Source organism: Paracoccus sp. NFXS7 (assembly GCF_040148865.1).
Taxonomy (GTDB): domain Bacteria; phylum Pseudomonadota; class Alphaproteobacteria; order Rhodobacterales; family Rhodobacteraceae; genus Paracoccus; species Paracoccus marcusii.
In genome coordinates, this window is record NZ_JAKEKV010000005.1 from 189,320 (window position 1) to 207,276 (window position 17,957).

Genomic DNA, 17,957 nt, shown 5'->3' on the forward strand with positions numbered 1-17,957 from the left:
GCCTTCAGTTGATCGTGGCCTGATGTGCGATCTGTTCCAGATAGCGCGCATAGGCCTGTTTCAGCGTCTCCGTGCCCCCGACCGCCGGGACCGCCACGTCCCAGAACTGGCCCGCGCCCTCCAGCCCGTCGCCAGGGCCGGGCCGGGCGGTGGTCTCGATGACGATGACGGTGGGAATGTCGCGACCGCGCGCCGCCGCGATCTGATCCTGCAGATCGGCCAGATCGCGCGCCCTGACCGCATGGGCCCCCATGCTGGCCGCGTGTGCGACATAGTCGATCTGCGGCTGCGCCTCGACCCGGCAATCGGCGTACAGGTTGTTGAACGCCGCCCCGCCCGTATGCGCCTGCAGGCGGTTGATGCAGCCATAGCCGCGGTTGTCGGTCAGGATCACCGTGAAGGGCACGCGCCGCATGACGGCCGTGGCCAGCTCGCTGTTGGCCATCATGTAGCTGCCGTCGCCGACGAAACACAGCACCTCGCGTGCGGGGCGGGCCAGCTTGAGGCCCATCGCCCCGGCGATCTCGTAGCCCATGCAGGAATAGCCGTATTCCATGTGATACCCGTGGCGGCTGGCCTGCCACAGCAGCTTCAGCGCGCCGGGCATGGTGCCGGCGGCGCACATGGCGATGCCGTCGGGCGCGGCCGCCTGCACGGCGCCGATCACCTGCGCGTCGGTCGGCAGCCCGTCGGCCGGCCTGCTGCAATGGGCATCGACCGCCGCCAGCCAGCCGGCACGCGCCTGCGGATCGGCGGAATCAAAGCGCAGATCGCCCAGCTCGGCGGACAGCGCCTGCAGCGCCACGCGCGCATCGGCCACCAGACCGACCCCGCCCTGCTTGGCCGCGTCATGGGCCGCGACGTTGATCCCCAGCAGCCGCGCCTGCGGGAACAGGGTGCGCGAACCCGTGGTGAAATCCTGCAGCCGAGTGCCCACCGCGACGACCAGGTCCGCGGCGCGGAGGGCCGCATTCGCCGCGGCCGAACCGTCGACCCCGGCGGCGCCGAAATTCATCGGATGATCCTGCGCCAGGGCCGACTTGCCGGCCTGCGTCTCGACCACCGGGATGTTGAACCGGGTGGCAAAGGCGTCCAGCGCATCCTCGGCGCCGGAATAGATCACGCCCCCGCCGCAGATCACCACCGGTGCCTTGGCTATCCGGATCATCGCCGCCGCATCGGCAAGCTCGGCCGTGTCGGGCGCGGGGCGCCGGATGCGCCACACGCGGGGCGCAAAGAACGCCTCGGGCCAGTCATGGGCCTCGGCCTGCACGTCCTGGCAGAAGGCCAGGCAGACCGGTCCGCAGTCGACCGGATCGGTCATCACCTGCAACGCGCGGGGCAGGGCGGTCAGCAGGTGCTCGGGCCGGGTGATGCGGTCGAAATAGCGCACGACCGGGCGAAAGCAGTCATTCGCGCTGATCGTGCCGTCGCCGAAATCCTCGACCTGCTGCAGCACCGGGTCGGGGCGGCGCGAAGCATAGACGTCACCCGGGATCAGCAGCAGCGGCAGGCGGTTCACATGCGCCAGGGCCGCAGCGGTCACCATGTTCGTGGCCCCCGGCCCGATCGAGGCCGTCACCGCCTGCGCCCGCCGGCGGGCATGGCCCTTGGCAAAGGCGATGGCGGCATGGGCCATGGTCTGTTCGTTCTGGCCGCGCCAGGTCGGAAGATCGTCGCCGATCCCGTGCAGCGCCTCACCCAAGCCGGCCACGTTGCCATGCCCGAAGATCGCCCAGACACCGTCGATGAACCGCTCTCCGTCCTCGGTCATCTGCACCGAAAGCCAGCGCACCAACGCCTGCGCCGCCGTCAATCGAACCGTCTGCTGCATCCGCCCGCCCTTGCCTTCCTTGTTGTCCAACGCCGCCGCGTCCCGCACGCTCATGCCGCCACCTGCGCGGCGGCGCGGGCGTGGTCCCAGACCTCGCACAGCCGCCGATAGCGGGCGGCCATCTCTGTGACGGCCGCCGCGTCATCGATGCGCCCCGCGAACCAGTCACGCGCCACCTGGCCAAAGATCGTCCGCCCGACCGCAAATCCGCGCACCAGGTCAAAGCCCGCCGCGATCGTGAAGCTTGCCGCCAGCTCGGTCTCGGGCGCGTCCAGGCCCAGGACCACGATGCCGCGGGTGTGGCGGTCATGCGCCTCGATGGCGTCGATGGCCTTGGCCCAGGCCGCTTGGCTGGTCAGGGGTTCCAGCTTCCACCAATCGGGATAGATACCCGCCGCATAGAATTGTGCAATCAGCGTCGCGGTCGTCGCGTCATCGACCGGCCCGACCTTCGACGGAATGATTTCCAGCAGGAACTCCAGCCCGTTGCGACGCGCCGCGGCGTACAGCCGACCGACCGTCGCCTCCTGCTCGGCCCGCAAGGCGGCATCGTCATCGGGATGGCAGAAGCACAGCACCTTGACGACGTTCTCGCCCGCCCATTCGCCCAGGCCCCCGCAATCCGGGCCCAGTTCCGGCTCCAGCGTCAGCGGGCGCGAGCCCGGCCATTCGGCGGGCCGCCCGATCCACAGCCCCGTGCCGCTGGCCGCATGCAGCGCCGCGCGCCCGATGCGACCGTCGCACAGGATGCCATAGCCGCCTTGGCCGTCCTGCACCTGCAGCGCCGCGTCAAGGCACAGCCGCTTGAAGGCGCCGCCCCCGGCGGGGGTGTATCCGTCCATCTCCTCCAGCTGCATCCGGTGGTCAAAGGCAAACACGCGCATCGTGGACCAGTCGCCGCCCATCCGCCCCTGGCGGTTCGTGGCCCAGTGGATCTGTTCCAGTGCCGCGTCGTTCCGCAGATCGGGCCGCGTCACGCCGCGCTGAAGGAAAAATCGCAGCTCCTCCAGGCTGGGATAGGCGGGGGTGCAGCCGTGGCGGCTGACCGCGAAGGCGCCGCAGGCATTGGCGTATTCCAACGCGCGGGGCCAGCTTTCGCCGTCCAGCCATCCCTTCAGCAGGCCCGAAAAGAACCCGTCGCCCGCGCCCAGCACGTTGAAGACCTCGATCGGAAAGCCCGGTCCCGCCTCTCCGTCATCCAGACTGTCGGGGACCTCGCCGGTGAAGGCCACCGCCCCCTTGGCGCCGCGCTTGCAGACCAGCGTCGCGTCCGACACCGCGCGGACCGCGCGCAGCGCCGCAACCGTGTCGGTCGTGCCGCCAGCGATGTGGAACTCCTCCTCGGTGCCGACGATCAGGTCGAACAGGTGCAGCGTCGCCGCCAGCCTGGCCGTCACGGCGGCGCTTTCGACAAAGCGGCTCTCGCCCTCGCCGTGCCCCGCCACGCCCCACAGGTTCGGGCGATAGTCGATGTCTAGCGCGGTCCTTGCGCCATGGGCCCGCGCCATGTCCAGCGCGCGCATCACCGCGGCCTCGGTCCTGGGGTTCGACAGGTGGGTTCCGGTCGCCAGCACGCAGCGGGCCTGGGCGATGAGGTCCTCGTCGATGTCATCCTCGGACAGCGCCATGTCGGCGCAGTTTTCGCGATAGAAGATCAGCGGAAAGCTGTCCTCGTCGCGGATGCCCAGGATCACCAGAGCGGTCAGCCGCGCGGGGTCGGTCGCCACGCCGCGCACATCGACCCCCTCGCGGATCAGCTGTTCGCGGATGAAACGGCCCATATGTTCGTCGCCCACGCGCGTGATGACCGCCGACCGCAGCCCCAACCGCGCCGTCCCGCAGGCGATGTTGGTGGGCGAGCCGCCGATATACTTGGCAAAGGACCCCATGTCCTCCAGCCGCCCTCCGACCTGCTGGCCATAGAGATCGACCGAGGACCGGCCGATGGTGATCACGTCAAGCGTCTTCATGCGCAGTCTCCAGCGTCACCGGGCGACCGTTGCTGGTCGCCATGGCGTGTATGATGCGTTCGATGGTCAGACCCGCCGCAAAGTCGGGCCCGCAGGGCGCGCCGCCGCCGATCGCGCGGATCAGGTCGCGGCATTCCACGACCTTCTGTTCGTTGAAGCCGAACCCATGGCCCGGCGCGGGGCAGAAGGCCGCGAAATCAGGCTGGTCCGGGCCGGTCAGATGGCGGGTGAAGCCCGCGTCGCCGGCCCGGTGGACCCACAGTTCGTTCATGTTCTCCTGATCGAAGACCAGCGTGCCGTTTGATCCGTGGATCTCCCATTGCAGGCGGCATTTGCGGCCACGCGCCACGCGGGACGTGGCGAACGACCCCTGCGCGCCGCTGGCAAAGCGGATCAGCGCCAGGGCGCTGTCCTCGTTCTCGACCGCGCGGGGGCCTTCGGGGGATGGGCGCGTCGGCACGGCGATCTGGGTCATGGCGGTCAGTTCCGCCACCGGACCCATCAGTGCGACCATGACGCTGACCAGATGGCAGCCCAGATCGCCAAGCGCGCCCAGACCGCCCCCCTGATGCGTCATGCGCCAGGACCAAGGCAGGGTGGGGTTGGCCGAATAATCTTCGTCATAGACCCCGCGAAAGGCCAGGGGCTGCCCGATTACCCCATCCGCCACCAACGCGCGCGCCGCCTGAAAGGCCGGGCTGCGCAGATAGTTGTAGCCCAGCAGCGTCACCTGACCCGGATGCGCGGCGGCCAGATCGGCCATGGCCTGTGCGTCCTGCAGCGTCAGGGCCATGGGCTTTTCCAGCCAGACATGCTTGCCCGCGCGCAGTGCCGCTTCCGCCATCGCGCGGTGCAGACCGTTGGGCGTGGTGATGCTGACCACATCGACGCCCGGGTCGGCGATCGCGGCCTGCCAATCGGCCGTGGCGCGGGCAAAGCCCCAGGCCCGGGCCAGATCGTCGGGCGCCGCCGCATCGGCTAGAACCTGCAGCCGGGGGGGCGTGCCGCCGAAGGCGGTCGCCACGTTGCGCCAGGCCATCGCATGGCACTTGCCCATGAAGCCGGTGCCGATCAGGGCCACGCCAAGCGTCATCAGACCGTCCCCCCCAGGCTGCCTTCCAGCTTGGCCAGCTCCTGCCCGCCGGCCATCAGGTCCTGCAGTTCGGCGGCGTCGATCTGGCCCTTGTCGGCGGTCCCCAGGGTCTGGCCCCGGTTCAGCACCGTGAAGCGGTCGCCCACCGCCAGCGCGTGGCGCACGTTGTGGCTGATGAAGACCACGCCCACCCCCTGCGCCCGGACCCGCGCAATGGTCGCCAGCACGTTCGAGGTCTGGCGCACGCCCAAGGCGCTGGTCGGTTCGTCCAGGATCAGCACCTTGGCGCCGAAATGGACGGCCCGCGCGATGGCGACCGTCTGGCGTTCCCCGCCCGACAGGGTGCCCACGGCCTGATCGGGCGCACGCAGGTTGATGCCCATCTGGCGCATCTTCTCCATCGTGATGCGGTTCGCGGTCTCCAGGTCGAACCGCTTGATGAAGCGGCCCTTCGTGGGTTCGCGCCCCATGAAGAAGTTGCGCGTCACGCTCATCAGCGGGATCATGGCCAGGTCCTGGAAGACGGTGGCGATGCCCGCCTCCATTGCGTCGCGGGGGCTGTCGAACTGCATCGGACGGCCTTCGAAGGTGATCGTGCCCTCGGTCGGCTTGTGGACACCCGACATGGTCTTGATGAAGGTCGATTTCCCCGCGCCGTTGTCGCCCAGAAGGCAGTGGCATTCGCCGGGCCGCACGTCGAAGGTGACGCCGTTCAGGGCGATCACGTTGCCGAAGCGCTTCTTGATGCCCTGCATGTGGATGATCGGATCGGACATCAGCGTTCCCCCGTCACGCGCTTGCGGATGGCGTTGTTGAAGACGACGGCCAACAGCAGCATCGCCCCCAGGAAGACCTGGAACCAGTCCTGGTCGAACCCGGTATAGGTCAGACCGATGGTGACCATGCCGAAGATGATCGCCCCGAAGAACGCCCCGATGGCAGAGCCATAGCCCCCCGTCAGCAGGCAGCCCCCGATGACGGCGGCGATGATCGCCTCGAATTCCTTCATGAAGCCGCGGCGCGCGTCGGTCGAGCCGGTGTCGATCACGGTGATGATGGCGACCAGCGTCGCGGCCAGGGCGGTCAGGATGAACAGCGTGATCTTGACCCGGCGCACCGGCACGCCGGAATTGGAGGCCGCGGTCTTGTCACCGCCGGTGGCGAAGATCCAGTTCCCCGCCGCCGTGCGCAGCAGTACGAAGGTCGCCAGCCCCGCCACGCCCAGGAACCACAGGATCTCGACCGGGATGCCGGGGACCGAGGGTGCGCCGTTGTTCAGCGTCGCGATGATCCCCCGATCGCCCAGCCAGCGGAACAGGCCCGGAAAGGCGTCGCCCGAGAAGATCGGCGTCAGCCAGTCGCCCGCCACCGCCTCGCGCACGCCGCGCAGCTGGGTCGAGCCGTTGGTGAAGAGCTTCAGTCCTACCAGCGACGCGCCGCGCAGGATGAACAGGAAGGCCAGCGTCACGATGAAGCTGGGCAGCCCGGTGCGCAGAACGATGGCCCCGTTCACCGCGCCGGTCGCGGCCGCGAAGGCCATCGTCAGCGGGATCGCAAGGATCAGCGGCAGGCCCAGATTGACGACCAGCACGCCGAAGATCATCCCCGCGAAGGCCACCATCGAGCCGATCGACAGGTCGAATTCGCCCCCGATCATCAGCAGGGCGGCGGCGATGCCCAGGATGCCCAGCTGGGCCGCGGGCGTCAGGAAGTTCATGATGCCCGCCAGCGTAAACATCGACGGGCTGGCGGTGGTCAGAAAGAAGATCGTCACCAGGATCAGGCCGCCGATGGCCCCCAGTTCGGGGCGCTTCATCAGGCGCGTCATCATGGATTCCGTGGCGATCCGTTCGTCTTGCGATGCGATCTCGGTCATCGGGGGTCCCCCTGCTGGCAAAGCGGGGCGGGCGCGGATGGCGCGCCCGCCGATAGGCTTAGCGGATGCCCTGGGCGGACAGCTCGATCACCTGGGCGGCGCTGTCCTGGGTCACCAGGTTCGGCCCCGAGGGCACGTCACCGCCCGGCATCAGGCCGTACTGGGCATTCAGCGCCAGGAAGGCGACCGGCAGGTAACCCTGCAGGAACTGCTGCTGGTCGATGGCGAAGGCGGCCTTGCCGTCGGCCACCGCCTGCAGGAAGCCCGCCGACAGATCGAAGCTGGCGATCATCACGTCGTCGCGGCCAAGCGCCTCGGCGGCGGCGACGGCGGGCTCTCCGACCAGGCTGGCGCCCAGGCCCAGGACCGTGTCGACCTCGGGGTCGGATTCCAGCGCGGCGCGGACCTTGGACTGCACCTCGGTCGGGTCGTTGGCCGTGGGCACGACCGTCACCGGATGGCCGAAGCCCTCGGCAAAGCCGTCGCAACGCTGGTCCAGACTGACGTTGCCGACCTCCTGGTTGACGCAGATGCCCTTGGTCCCGCCCATTTCGGCCAGCCGCTGCCCCGCGGCCACGCCGGCGTCGTATTCAGACTGTCCCACATGCAGCAGCGCGCCCAGATCGGCTGCCACGTCCGAGCCGGAGTTCATCGAGATCACCGGGATGCCCGCCTCGACCGCGCGCTGGATCGAGGGCCCAAGCGCATCGGCATCGGGGATCGACACGACCAGCCCGTCGGGCTGCTGGTTCACGGCGGCATCGATCAGCTGGCCCATGGCGACCATGTCAAAGACCTCGGGCGACCGGAAATCGACCGTCGCACCGGTATGTTCGCCCGCCTTGGCGGCACCGTTCTTGACGACCGACCAGAAGGGGTCGTTGGCCTGGCCATGGGCCACCACGATGATGTTCTGCGCCATCGCGGGCGCGGCAAGGGTCAGCAGCGCCGCCACGGCGGCCGAGGCTGTCAGTTTGGTCATGTCTTTCCTCCCTGTTGATCGTTCGAAGGGACGCAGGCGACCCCCCGTCATTCCCGGCATCTCCCCTGCCGGATCGCTTGAAGGCCCGTCGCGCCGTCCTCGCGGTCGCGGCGGGCCCGGAACTGTCAGCCCTGAAGGGGGACGGTCTCTCCGGTCCGGGCGGCGCGGGTGGCAGCCTCGGCCAGGGCCAGCGCGGCGATACCGTCGGCAAGCGTCACCGATTGCGGCCGTCCGTCCAGGACCGCGCCGACGAAGGCGTCCCATTCCGCGGCATAGGCGGGCATGTAGCGTTCCAGGAAGAAATAGGTGGGCTTTCCCGACACCACCCCGTCCACCGTCGAACGGACGACCGTGTTCTCCAGCATGTTCCCGGCCTGCAGCAGACCCTTCGCGCCCAGCAGTTCGACCCGCTGGTCGTATCCATAGACGGCCCGGCGGCTGTTCTTGATGACCGCGATGCGCCCGTCGCCATAGCGCAGCGTCACGACCGCGGTGTCCACGTCGCCCGCCGCGCCGATGCGGGGGTCGACGATGCTGCTGCCCACTGCGCTGACGGACACGGGCGCATCGCCCATCAGGAAATTGGCCATGTCGAAGTCATGGATCATCATGTCGCGGAACAGCCCGCCGGACACCTTGATGTAATCGACCGGCGGCGGCGCCGGATCGAAGGAGGTGATCGACAGCAGCTCCGGCTTGCCGATATCGCCCTTCAGCAGCGACGCCTTGAGCGCCGCGAAATTCGGGTCAAATCGGCGGTTGAAACCAATCATCACGGTTGCCGCCCGGTCCGCCACGGCCTCCAGACAACGCTGCGCCCGGTCCAGCGACAGATCCACGGGCTTTTCGCACAGCACGGCCTTGCCCGACCGGGCCGCAGCCTCGATCAAATCCGAATGCGTGTCAGTCGAGGTCGCGATCAGCACGGCGTCGATCCCGGGATCGTTCAGGATCGCGTCGGAGCTGCGGGCCTCGGCGCCATGCGCGGCGGCAAGGGTGTTGGCGGCCTCTGCGTGGATGTCCGACACCGCCACCAGAGTGGAGCGGGGATGGCCCGCAATGTTCACCGCGTGAACCTGTCCGATCCTGCCGGCACCTAGCAAACCAACCTTCAGCATCCGAATCCCCCCATCGCGTTCGCGGCCTCTCCCTGCCGCTGCGTCATCATGGGTACACTGATTGCACGCGCGTGCAAGCATTTTTTGCACGCGCGTGCTTTTCTTGCTGTGGTGGCCTTTTGGCTGCCGTATAGCTATCGACAGGACAGGCCACCGATCATGACAGGAGCCAGCCATGAGCAAGCCCGACCGGTTCGACAGCGTGACCGCGGACGATGTCGCGATCGCCGCCGGCGTGTCGCGTTGGACGGTCAACCGCGCCTTCAAGAAGGACGCCTCGATCTCGGCCAAAAGCCGAGAGAAGGTGATGTCCGCCGCGCAGGCGCTTGGCTATATCCCCGATCTCAGCGCGTCGGCCCTGGCATCGACGCGGTCGAACCTTGTGGCGCTGCTGGTCGATGACTTTGCCAACCCGCACAAGCTGGTGATGATGGATTGCCTGACCCGGGCGCTGCGGGGACGGGGCCTGGACACGCTGCTGGTCAACACGCTTGACCGCGAGGACACGACCCCGGCGCTGATCAATGCCAGCCAGCGGCGGGTGGACGCCACGATCCTGATTGGCATCCAGTTCGACGACGACGTGCTGGCCGCGGCCCATCGGGCGCATCGCTTCAAGAAGCTGATCATCTTTGCCCGGACCTCCCGCAACCCCGACACGATCTCCATCGCCGTGGACGACGAGATCGCGACCAAGGAAATTGCGCATTACGTGATTGCCAAAGGATATCGCCGCCCGCTGTATGTCGCCGGGCCCAACACGGCGTCGGCGCATCTGTTGCGCAAGGAGACCTTCGCCCTGGTCTGGCAGGACCGGTTCGGCCACGTGCCCGAGACGGTTTCGGTGCCGCGCTACGATCCCATCCTGTCGGCCGAGATCGCGTTCCGGACATTGCACGGCCGCAAGGGCGCTGATCTGCCCGACGTGATCGTCTGCGAGAACGATGCCCTGGCCTTGGGTGCCATCGACACGATCCGCTACAGGCTGGGACTGCGCGTTCCCCAGGACATCGCGGTCGTCGGCTTCGACGACGTACCGCAGGCCGCCAGCCCGCACTATCAGTTGACCACATACCGTCAGCCGCTTGCCGAGATGGCCGGTTACCTTGTCGACGTCCTGGAAAGCGCGGATTCGAGGAACCTGGACCGCAAGTTCACCGGCGAACTGGTCATCCGACACAGCGCCTGAGATGGCATGAAGGCAGGCATACTGCCGAGACAGTCGAATTGGTCCGGATACCTTGCGCCGATGACCGGCACAGATGATCGTGCAAAACCGCTGTGATCCGCAGACGTCGCTGCTGACCGGACTTGCCATACCGTTCTAACGGTTACGACAGTTCGTTCAAGGCGCGCCGAAAACGTGGATGCTGGCGGCGGCGATCTGGTACGTCAGGCTGGTCTTGCCAACGGGGAAAAGGGGCCCGAGAGCATGATTTCATCGTATTAGGGCAGGGGGCCGGGTATCCGACCAACCTAACGGCTGCCGGATGATAATCGCACCTGGTCTTCACGTCGAAGTAATCCTCTCGCCCCTGGCTCGCGTGTACAAAAAGATCAGTCCCATCACGGTACGAATGACATGGGCAGATGCAGCGCCTGGATCGACATGGACTAAGAACCGTGCAGCCAGCTTGGCCCAGTTGCCGTGCCGGTCTTCGACCTGCGCTGTGCGGGGGTGCACCACCCGAGCAGCCACTGCCGTGCCGTCCAGTGCCGACCGTAGACCCCCGGTATGGGACAGGGCGGGGTTGGTTTGACGCTATCGCTCAGCGTCGCTTGGCGCAGTGGCTCGGCATCATGCGTCAGGATCCGCTTGCCGGTCGCTGCCATGAGAGTTAGGCCATCACCTCTGATAATCTGACTTATGTCACATTTTGAACTGATCGGCATCAAGGTGCCGAACGAAAATTGGTTGGGATGCGTGACGCGTGGAAACGACAGTTACCTCTCAATTACCTAGGTCATCACGGTTCTCAATTCCCGCGCGGCAATCCTACCGAGGATCGCCCCCGCACCGTCTGATCCCACACATTCGGCACAGGCAATGCCGACAGCTTGGCGGTACACCCGCCTGCCATTGTCGAGCCGTATCGCGCCGTGACGCCTGATGCCGTTCGCCCTACTCACTGATCCTCAATATCGTAAGCCGCAGTGTGAAACGCGACCTCAAGCCGCTGGACCTTGCCGAACAGGGCCACCAGTTCGGCGGAGCGGGCTTCCGGAAGATCACGCCCAAAGGCATCCACCTTTTCCTTCAGCCACTGTGCTTGGGCGCGAAACTCCGGTGCCGCATGAAGGGCGATCCAGTCCTGACGCATGGGGTCGGTCAGCGCGGCGTCTCGATGCGCAGTGCACCATGTCCAGTACATCCACTCGGCGGCGAACATCGCGGTGATGATGTCGGCGAAGTCGCCATCGCGGGCGATGGCCAGCATGCCGTCGCGGAACCCCGCCACACGCGGGTCGGCCTGCAGGGCCGGATCCGGAGCAAGTCCACGGCGCGCATAGGCGTCGCGGAAATAGTCCATCTGCCCATGGGCCAGTGCATCCAGCGACGCAATTAGCTTGCGTCGGTCCTGCAGGTCGCTGGCCTTGGCGACCGCATAACCGAAGATCGCGATGGCGGTTTCGACGAACGCCCCCTCGATCAGCAGATAACGGTCGAAGGCCGCGTCCGGCAGGGTGTCTGCCGCAAGATCGCGGACGAAGGGATGGGCGACCATCGCGTCGAACGCCGCGACCTCCTCGGTCAGCATCCGCTCGGACAGGGTCACAGCCCGGCCTCGGCGGCGGCGACGAAGCGGCGGACACGTTCCGGCTCGACGGGATTCCACCAGACACCGCCCTCCTTCAGCGACGACGCCACGATCACGCCATTGGTCCGGCCGAGGATGGCCACGATATTGTCCTCGGTCACGCCCGAGCCGACCAGCAGCGGCAGATGCGTCGCGCCGCCGATCTCGTCGATCTCGTCCATGCTGGCGCTGTCGCCGGTGCGCTGGCCGGTGGCGATGATGCAGTCGCTGTCGAAAAAGCCCAGGTCGCGCGTCAGTTCGGGGATGGACCGGTCCGCCACGATGGCGTGGCTGCCGTGCTTTACATGCGCGTCGGTGAAGATGCGGACATGTTCGGCGCGCAGCAGCGACCTGTAGCGCAGCGCCTCTGCCGCGCGCCCCTCCATGAAGCCCTCGTTCGCGACATAGGCGTTGGCCCATTGGTTCACGCGGATGAAATCGGCGCCCCCTGCCACGGCGGTTGCCAGCGCCGGAAGCGGGGCGTTCGCCAGCACGTTAATGCCGATGGGCAGGCCGAAGGCGCGCTTGATGCGGTCGGTCACGACGGACAGGAAGGCCGGGGTCTCGGGGCCGATGTCGTCGGGCTTGGAAAAGGGAATGTCGCCGTGATTTTCGACGATCAACCCGTGCATTCCCCCTTGCACCAGACGTTCCGCATCGCGCATGCAGGTATCGTAGATGTCGTCCATCGACGCACCGCGATACCGCGGCGCACCGGGAAAGGCAGGGCAATGAATCATTCCGATCAAGGCCTTGTCTCGTCCGAAGATGTCGCGGATGGCCCCTGCGGGTCGGTCGGAAATCAGTGTCATGGGTTGACCTTTCAAGAAAGCGGAGAGTGGTGATGAAGGCATTCGTGATCGGGAACGCGGCGCTGGACGAGACCGTATCGGTCGACGACTTTCCGAGACCGGGTGCCTCGATCTTCGGGCAGGCGCTGTCGCAGGATCTGGGCGGCAAGGGGGTCAATCAGGCGGTTGCAATGGCCCGGACCGGGCTGGCATGTCACCTGATCGCCGCGGTGGGCCAAGACGCCCGCGGGCGCGAGATCGCGGCGCGCCTGGCGGCCGAGCCGGTGATGGCGCAGCTGATCGCCCTGCCCGGCGTGGCGACCGACAATTCGATCATCCTGATGGCCGGTCATGGTGAAAATGCCGTGATCACCACGCGTGCCGCGGCAGGTGCCATGACCCCGGACCACGCCATCGCCGCATTGGAAAAGGCCGCACCGGGCGATCTGCTGGTCCTGCAGGGCAATCTGGGTGCGGCGACGACCGGCGCGGCATTGCGCGCGGCCCGGGCGCGCGGGATGCGCACCGCGCTGAACCCCTCGCCCATGCAGGATTACGTGGCCGAACTGTGGCCTCTGGTCGATTGCGCCTTCGTCAACGAGGACGAGGCCGCGATGCTGGGGGGTGACGCGGCGCTGCTGGCGCAGGGCGTTGCCGAGGTCGTCCTGACGCTTGGGGCGCGCGGCGCGGCCCTGGTCCGTCCCGGCGCACGGATCGACGCGCCGGCATCCCCCTGCGTGGTCGTGGACACCACCGGGGCTGGCGACTGCTTCATGGCGGTGGCGCTGGCCTCGGCCGCGCTGCGGGGCGCACCCCTGGACGCGCGCGCGCTGCGCCATGCGGCCATCGCGGCGGCCTGGACGGTGGGACGCGCGGGCACCGTCAGCGCCTTTCCCGACACGGGCGCGATGCGCGCGATCCTGGCGGGCGACTGATCGGGTCACCGCGCGACCAGCCAACCGAACAGGTTCTTCCACAACGTGCCATAGCCCGGCCAATCGCAGAATTCGGGCGACAGCCAGTGCGGCCCCACATCAGACGTCCAGGCCGCCGTCCGCCCCTGCCCGTGCTGGCCCAGCACCAGCAGCGGGTGGCCGCCCTGATCCTCGGGCAGGCGCGCGACGATGGTGGCGCCGTCGCGGACCAGCACCTCGTTCACGCCCAGGATCGGCGGCCATGCGGCGGGCATGCCGGCCATGACCGGATGGTCGGGCAGAAGGATGTCGGCCTGCGCGCCTTCGGGGATCTCGACCCGGTCGTCCCAGGGGTGGCAGGTGACGGGCAGCGTGTCCTCGACCGCGGTGCCCCGCCAGCGCGCGCGCCCGTCGATCCCCTGAAACGAGAAGTAGCCCCCGATCATCAGCAGGTTGCCCCCCTGCGCCACCCAATCGCGCAGCATCCGCAGCCGGTTCGGCACGGCTTTCGACCGCAGCCACACATCGGGCGGCAGCAGGAAGGTGTTCGCGCCGATATCGGACAGGATCACGATGTCATAATCCGCCAGACCGCCGATCTCGAAGGGGAACCCTTCGGCGGCATCATGCGCGGTCATGTAGTCGATCCGGAAATCGCTGTCCTTCATGGCGTTCAGCAGGGGCGTCGCGCCCGTATGGAACCGGACCGATCCGAACTGGTCAAAGCCCTTGTAATGCGTTTCCGATGTGGTCCAGCTTTCGCCCACCAAAAGCACGCGGGTTGTCATGGGTCGTTCCTTTCGCGAATGTCAGAAGGTGGCGTCAAAGACGCGGCGCGGGTTCGTGACCATCAGCCGGTCGCAGTCCGTGGCGGACAGGCCGTGCCGCATCAGGCGCGGCAGGAAATGGCGGGTGACAAAGGCGTATCCGTTGCCGCCATAGCGGGTCAGCATCATCTTGATGAACACGTCCTGCGACAGCAGGATGCGGTCCAGAAACCCCTGTTCGGCCAGGCCCAGGATGGCGCGGGCGACCTGATCATCGGATGGGCATTGCACCCCCTGATCGGCATAGAAGAAATCCATGCCGATCATGTCGAATTCGATGAACGCGCCCCGCTGCGCCAGCGTCGCCTGATAGACCGGATCGGCGTGCGAAGGGTTCATATGGCACAGCACCGTGTGGTGCAGGTCGGCGCCCTCGGATTCCACCACGTCCAGCACCCGATGCCCAAGGCGGAACCAGCCCGGCAGATGCACCATCAGCGGCAGGCCGGTGCGCGCCTGTGCGCGGGCCGCGCCGCGCAGCGATTTCTCCTCCTCGGGGGTGAAATCGGACGATACGCCGATCTCTCCGATCAGGCCGATGCGGGCATCCGTGCCGTCGGTGCCGGTCAGTGCCTCGGCCACGATCTGATCCGCGATGTCATCGATGGACAGGCGCGCCACCGTGTCGGGCATGGAGCTGGCCAAGTAATAGCCCGCGCCCATCACGATGTTCAGCCCGGTCTCCGCCGCGATCCGGCGCAGGGTCGCGGGGTCGCGCCCGATGCCGCGGCAGGTCGGGTCCACCACGCTGCGCCCGCCCGCGGCGGTGAAGGCGCGCAGCTCCGCGATCGCCAGGTCGGGGTCGTCCAGCGCGATGTTGTGGCGGTTCACGAAGGGGTCCTGACGCAGTTCGGACAGGATCTCGATGCCGACAGGGCTGTCGGCCAGATATTGCCGCGCCGGGTCCGTGGGCGCGTTCCACCAGCAGCGACAGTCGTTCTGCAGATGCTCGTGCATCAGCGTGTGGCCCAGATTGGCCGAGGGGATCGGGCCGGTGACGGTCATCACCTGGCCCGACCGGACATGGCAGGGGGACAGGTCGCTCATCCGCGCGCCCTCCCGAAGCGGAAGCCCCGGTCGAACAGCTTGGTGTTCAGCCAGATGGCGACCAGGATGATCGCGCCCGTCACGATCTGCGTGAAGAACGGAGAGATGTGCAGCAGGATCAGCCCGTTGCCGATCACCGCGATGGTCATGGTGCCCAGGACGGTGCCCAGCATCGAGGCCTTGCCGCCCATCAGCGACGTCCCGCCCAGAACCACCGCCGCGATGACCTGCAGCTCGAACCCCTGCGCGGCGTTCGACGACCCGGAGCCGAGCCGCGCCGCGATCAGCATCCCCGCCACCGCCGAGGCCAGCCCCGCCACCACATAGACCGAGGCCAGCACGCGTTTGGCGGGCATGCCCACGCGGCGCGCGGCCTCCATGTTGGACCCGACCGCGATAACCTGCCGCCCATATTGCGTGCGCAGCATCACGACAAAGCCCAGGCCCGCGATCAGCAAGGCGATCAGCGCAGGCACCGGAAAGCCCGCCAGCGTGCCGCGCCCCAGCCAGAAGAAACCCGGCACGTCGGTGATGGGGATCGAATAGCCCTCGGTCAGGTACAGCGCAAAGCCGCGCAGGATCGACAGGCCCGCCAGCGTCACGATGAAGGCCGGGATGCCCTGGTACGAGATGAACCAACCCTGCACCGCGCCGACCCCCGCGCCCAAGGCCAGCATCAGCAGCACGACGACCGGCCAGGGCAGGCCCGCGCCGATGGCGATGGCGCAGACCGCGTTGACCAGTGCGACCTGCGATCCGACCGACAGGTCGATCCCGGCGGTGGTGATGACCATGGTCATGGCGACCGCCACGATCAGGATCGGCGCCGCCTGACGAAGGATGTTCAGCAGGTTGCCCGCGCTGAGAAAGGTCGAACTGGCCATCCCGAAGATGGCCATGCACAGCAGGAAGAACATCGCGATGGACAGGACCTGCGCATGTTCGCCCACGAAATCGGCCAGGGGTGACCCGGCCTTGCGTTCGGTATAGACAGCCATCAATGGCCTCCCTTGCCGACGATCAGGTCGACCAGTTCCTGAAGGTTCGTGTCGGGGGTCAGGCGTTCGGCGACCTTTGTGCCCTCGTACATGACGGCGATGCGGTCGCAGACGCGGAACAGGTCCTGCATGCGGTGCGTGACCAGCACCACCGCGACGCCGCGCGCCTTGACCCGGTTGATCAGGGCCAGCACGGCCTCGACCTCGGCCACGGCCAGGGCCGAGGTCGGCTCGTCCATGATCAGCACCTTGGGGTCGAAGCTGGCGGCGCGTGCGATGGCGATGGCCTGGCGCTGACCGCCCGACAGCTTCTCCACCTTGGCGGTCAGGCGCGGGATGCGGATCTCCAGCGCCGCCAGCATGCGTTCGGCCTCGGCCAGCATGCGCGGCTGGTCCAGGAACGGGCCACGCTTCAGCTCGCGGCCCAGGAACAGGTTTCCGACGACATCGACGTGATCGCACAGCGACAGGTCCTGATAGACCATCTCGATCTTCTGCGCGCGCGCCTCGGACGGCGTGGAAAAGCGCACGGGCCTGCCGTCCAGCAGGATCTGCCCGCCATCCGGGACATAGGTGCCCGACATCACCTTGGACAGCGTGGACTTGCCGGCGGCATTGTCGCCGATCAGCCCAAGGCATTCGCCGGCGCGGATGTCCAGGTCCACCCCGCGCAGCGCCTGGTGCGACCCGAATGTCTTGGTGATGCCCTGCAGGGACAGGATCGCGGGGTGACCTGCAGGGGGATGATCCCCCTGCCTGAACTGATGGACCGCTGCGATCACTGGAACGCGGCCCGATAGGGTTCGACGTTCTCCTGCGTGACGATGGTGACGGGGACCGAGATCACCGGCTCGACCGTGCCGCCATCCGCCAGCGTGCCAAGCGCGGTCACGGCCGCCGCGCCCATGCCTGCCGGGTCCTGCTGGATCACCGCCTTGACATAGCCCGCATCGATCCCGGCAATCGCCTGTGCGGTCAGGTCCCAGCCATAGACGGCGATGTCGGCCTGCCGTCCCTGGCTTTCCACGGCCGCCACCGCGCCAAGCAGTGCGGGCTCTCCCGTCGCATAGATGGCGGTCAGGTCCGGGTTGGCGGTCATCAGGTTCTCGGCCGCCCCCAGGGCGGTGTCCTGCACGTTCTGGCCGTCCACCGTGCCCGCGATGCTGACCTTGGCGCTGTCCAGGGCACCCGTGAACCCGTCCATGCGCACGTTCTGGATGAACGAGTTCAGCGCGCCCACGATGCCCAGTGTGGACCCTTCGGGCAGCGCGTCGTTGACCACGGCCGCCAGGTCGGCGCCGGCCTGGGCGTTGTCCACGCCGATCTGGGCCGATTGCGGCCCTTCGGGCAGGATGGCGTCGATGGCCACGACCGGGATACCGGCATCGACGGCCTGCTGGACCGCGGGCATGATGCCGTTCACGTCGATGGCCACGACGGCGATGCCGTCCACGCCCTCCTGGATATACGTCTCGATCGCGCTGTTCTGCGCCGCGGGATCGTTGTTCGCGTTGAAGATCAGCAGTTCGGCGCCCGCGGCATCGGCGGCCTCCTGCGCGCCGCGGTTCATGTCGTTGAAGAACAGCGCCTGCTGGTTGATCTGGACCAGCGCAAAGGTCTTGCCGTCCTGCGCCAGCACGGGCAGGGCCGCAGCGATCAGGCCGGTCGTCATCATCGCACCCAGGGTGCGGCGGGTCAGGGTCGTCATG

Annotated in this window: 16 protein-coding genes; 2 read left to right on the top strand and 14 right to left on the bottom strand. The window is 67.5% G+C overall.

Annotation, left to right across the window (positions count from 1 at the left end; genetic code table 11):
* Positions 1-4: 4 nt before the first annotated feature.
* The 7 genes from iolD to iolG all read right to left on the bottom strand — a co-directional run bounded on the left by iolD (position 5) and on the right by iolG (position 8,873).
* Positions 5-1,834 carry a 3D-(3,5/4)-trihydroxycyclohexane-1,2-dione acylhydrolase (decyclizing) gene (gene iolD / locus LZ686_RS10805; protein ID WP_349547825.1) on the bottom strand — a complete coding sequence of 610 codons (1,830 nt, stop codon included), beginning with the start codon at positions 1,832-1,834 and terminating at the stop codon, positions 5-7.
* Between the two features lie 50 nt (positions 1,835-1,884).
* Complete coding sequence (locus LZ686_RS10810; RefSeq protein WP_349547782.1) at positions 1,885-3,804, bottom strand: bifunctional 5-dehydro-2-deoxygluconokinase/5-dehydro-2-deoxyphosphogluconate aldolase; 1,920 nt, start codon at positions 3,802-3,804, stop codon at positions 1,885-1,887.
* The gene (locus LZ686_RS10815; protein ID WP_349547783.1) at positions 3,791-4,897 is read right to left on the bottom strand and encodes a Gfo/Idh/MocA family protein; all 1,107 of its coding nucleotides are present in this window, start codon (positions 4,895-4,897) and stop codon (positions 3,791-3,793) included. The genes LZ686_RS10810 and LZ686_RS10815 overlap by 14 nt, the downstream gene beginning before the upstream one ends.
* Positions 4,897-5,673 carry an ATP-binding cassette domain-containing protein gene (locus LZ686_RS10820; RefSeq protein ID WP_139597910.1) on the bottom strand — a complete coding sequence of 259 codons (777 nt, stop codon included), beginning with the start codon at positions 5,671-5,673 and terminating at the stop codon, positions 4,897-4,899. The genes LZ686_RS10815 and LZ686_RS10820 overlap by 1 nt, the downstream gene beginning before the upstream one ends.
* Positions 5,673-6,773, bottom strand: a complete 1,101-nt coding sequence (locus LZ686_RS10825) for an ABC transporter permease (RefSeq protein WP_295170275.1) — start codon at positions 6,771-6,773, stop codon at positions 5,673-5,675. The genes LZ686_RS10820 and LZ686_RS10825 overlap by 1 nt, the downstream gene beginning before the upstream one ends.
* 58 nt (positions 6,774-6,831) lie before the next feature.
* Complete coding sequence (locus LZ686_RS10830; protein WP_148911640.1) at positions 6,832-7,755, bottom strand: sugar ABC transporter substrate-binding protein; 924 nt, start codon at positions 7,753-7,755, stop codon at positions 6,832-6,834.
* A 125-nt stretch (positions 7,756-7,880) separates the two neighbouring features.
* Entirely contained in the window at positions 7,881-8,873 is a 993-nt protein-coding gene (iolG, locus tag LZ686_RS10835) for an inositol 2-dehydrogenase (RefSeq protein ID WP_349547785.1), read from the bottom strand.
* 175 nt (positions 8,874-9,048) lie between these two features.
* On the opposite strand from iolG, the gene LZ686_RS10840 reads away from it, so the two are divergent.
* Positions 9,049-10,062, top strand: a complete 1,014-nt coding sequence (locus LZ686_RS10840; protein ID WP_046001570.1) for a LacI family DNA-binding transcriptional regulator — start codon at positions 9,049-9,051, stop codon at positions 10,060-10,062.
* A 937-nt stretch (positions 10,063-10,999) separates the two neighbouring features.
* Here LZ686_RS10840 and LZ686_RS10845 read toward each other — a convergent pair.
* Both LZ686_RS10845 and LZ686_RS10850 read right to left on the bottom strand, forming a co-directional pair.
* Positions 11,000-11,650, bottom strand: coding sequence for a TenA family protein (locus LZ686_RS10845; protein WP_349547786.1), 651 nt, complete (start codon positions 11,648-11,650; stop codon positions 11,000-11,002).
* Positions 11,647-12,483, bottom strand: a complete 837-nt coding sequence (locus tag LZ686_RS10850) for a BtpA/SgcQ family protein (RefSeq protein WP_045983811.1) — start codon at positions 12,481-12,483, stop codon at positions 11,647-11,649. Before LZ686_RS10850 ends, LZ686_RS10845 begins: the two co-directional genes overlap by 4 nt.
* A 32-nt stretch (positions 12,484-12,515) precedes the next feature.
* On the opposite strand from LZ686_RS10850, the gene LZ686_RS10855 reads away from it, so the two are divergent.
* Positions 12,516-13,397, top strand: coding sequence for a PfkB family carbohydrate kinase (locus tag LZ686_RS10855; RefSeq protein ID WP_252929817.1), 882 nt, complete (start codon positions 12,516-12,518; stop codon positions 13,395-13,397).
* A gap of 5 nt (positions 13,398-13,402) precedes the next feature.
* On the opposite strand, the gene LZ686_RS10860 is transcribed toward LZ686_RS10855, so the two are convergent.
* From LZ686_RS10860 to LZ686_RS10880, 5 genes are read right to left on the bottom strand one after another with little or no spacing between them, the layout of a single operon-like run.
* The gene (locus LZ686_RS10860) at positions 13,403-14,164 is read right to left on the bottom strand and encodes a glutamine amidotransferase (RefSeq protein WP_349547787.1); all 762 of its coding nucleotides are present in this window, start codon (positions 14,162-14,164) and stop codon (positions 13,403-13,405) included.
* Positions 14,165-14,185: 21 nt separating this feature from the next.
* The gene (locus LZ686_RS10865; protein ID WP_349547788.1) at positions 14,186-15,250 is read right to left on the bottom strand and encodes a phosphotriesterase family protein; all 1,065 of its coding nucleotides are present in this window, start codon (positions 15,248-15,250) and stop codon (positions 14,186-14,188) included.
* The gene (locus tag LZ686_RS10870; RefSeq protein ID WP_148911488.1) at positions 15,247-16,248 is read right to left on the bottom strand and encodes an ABC transporter permease; all 1,002 of its coding nucleotides are present in this window, start codon (positions 16,246-16,248) and stop codon (positions 15,247-15,249) included. Before LZ686_RS10870 ends, LZ686_RS10865 begins: the two co-directional genes overlap by 4 nt.
* Positions 16,248-17,030, bottom strand: a complete 783-nt coding sequence (locus tag LZ686_RS10875; RefSeq protein ID WP_239441407.1) for an ATP-binding cassette domain-containing protein — start codon at positions 17,028-17,030, stop codon at positions 16,248-16,250. The genes LZ686_RS10870 and LZ686_RS10875 overlap by 1 nt, the downstream gene beginning before the upstream one ends.
* Positions 17,027-17,956, bottom strand: coding sequence for a substrate-binding domain-containing protein (locus LZ686_RS10880; protein ID WP_349547789.1), 930 nt, complete (start codon positions 17,954-17,956; stop codon positions 17,027-17,029). Before LZ686_RS10880 ends, LZ686_RS10875 begins: the two co-directional genes overlap by 4 nt.
* Position 17,957: the final 1 nt, after the last annotated feature.

Coding starts and splice junctions, on each gene's coding strand:
- iolD (WP_349547825.1), bottom strand. CDS start 1,834: ATGCAGCAGACGGTTCGATTGACGGCGGCGCAGGCGTTGGTGCGCTGG.
- LZ686_RS10810 (WP_349547782.1), bottom strand. CDS start 3,804: ATGAAGACGCTTGACGTGATCACCATCGGCCGGTCCTCGGTCGATCTC.
- LZ686_RS10815 (WP_349547783.1), bottom strand. CDS start 4,897: ATGACGCTTGGCGTGGCCCTGATCGGCACCGGCTTCATGGGCAAGTGC.
- LZ686_RS10820 (WP_139597910.1), bottom strand. CDS start 5,673: ATGTCCGATCCGATCATCCACATGCAGGGCATCAAGAAGCGCTTCGGC.
- LZ686_RS10825 (WP_295170275.1), bottom strand. CDS start 6,773: ATGACCGAGATCGCATCGCAAGACGAACGGATCGCCACGGAATCCATG.
- LZ686_RS10830 (WP_148911640.1), bottom strand. CDS start 7,755: ATGACCAAACTGACAGCCTCGGCCGCCGTGGCGGCGCTGCTGACCCTT.
- iolG (WP_349547785.1), bottom strand. CDS start 8,873: ATGCTGAAGGTTGGTTTGCTAGGTGCCGGCAGGATCGGACAGGTTCAC.
- LZ686_RS10840 (WP_046001570.1), top strand. CDS start 9,049: ATGAGCAAGCCCGACCGGTTCGACAGCGTGACCGCGGACGATGTCGCG.
- LZ686_RS10850 (WP_045983811.1), bottom strand. CDS start 12,483: ATGACACTGATTTCCGACCGACCCGCAGGGGCCATCCGCGACATCTTC.
- LZ686_RS10855 (WP_252929817.1), top strand. CDS start 12,516: ATGAAGGCATTCGTGATCGGGAACGCGGCGCTGGACGAGACCGTATCG.
- LZ686_RS10860 (WP_349547787.1), bottom strand. CDS start 14,164: ATGACAACCCGCGTGCTTTTGGTGGGCGAAAGCTGGACCACATCGGAA.
- LZ686_RS10865 (WP_349547788.1), bottom strand. CDS start 15,250: ATGAGCGACCTGTCCCCCTGCCATGTCCGGTCGGGCCAGGTGATGACC.
- LZ686_RS10870 (WP_148911488.1), bottom strand. CDS start 16,248: ATGGCTGTCTATACCGAACGCAAGGCCGGGTCACCCCTGGCCGATTTC.
- LZ686_RS10880 (WP_349547789.1), bottom strand. CDS start 17,956: ATGACGACCCTGACCCGCCGCACCCTGGGTGCGATGATGACGACCGGC.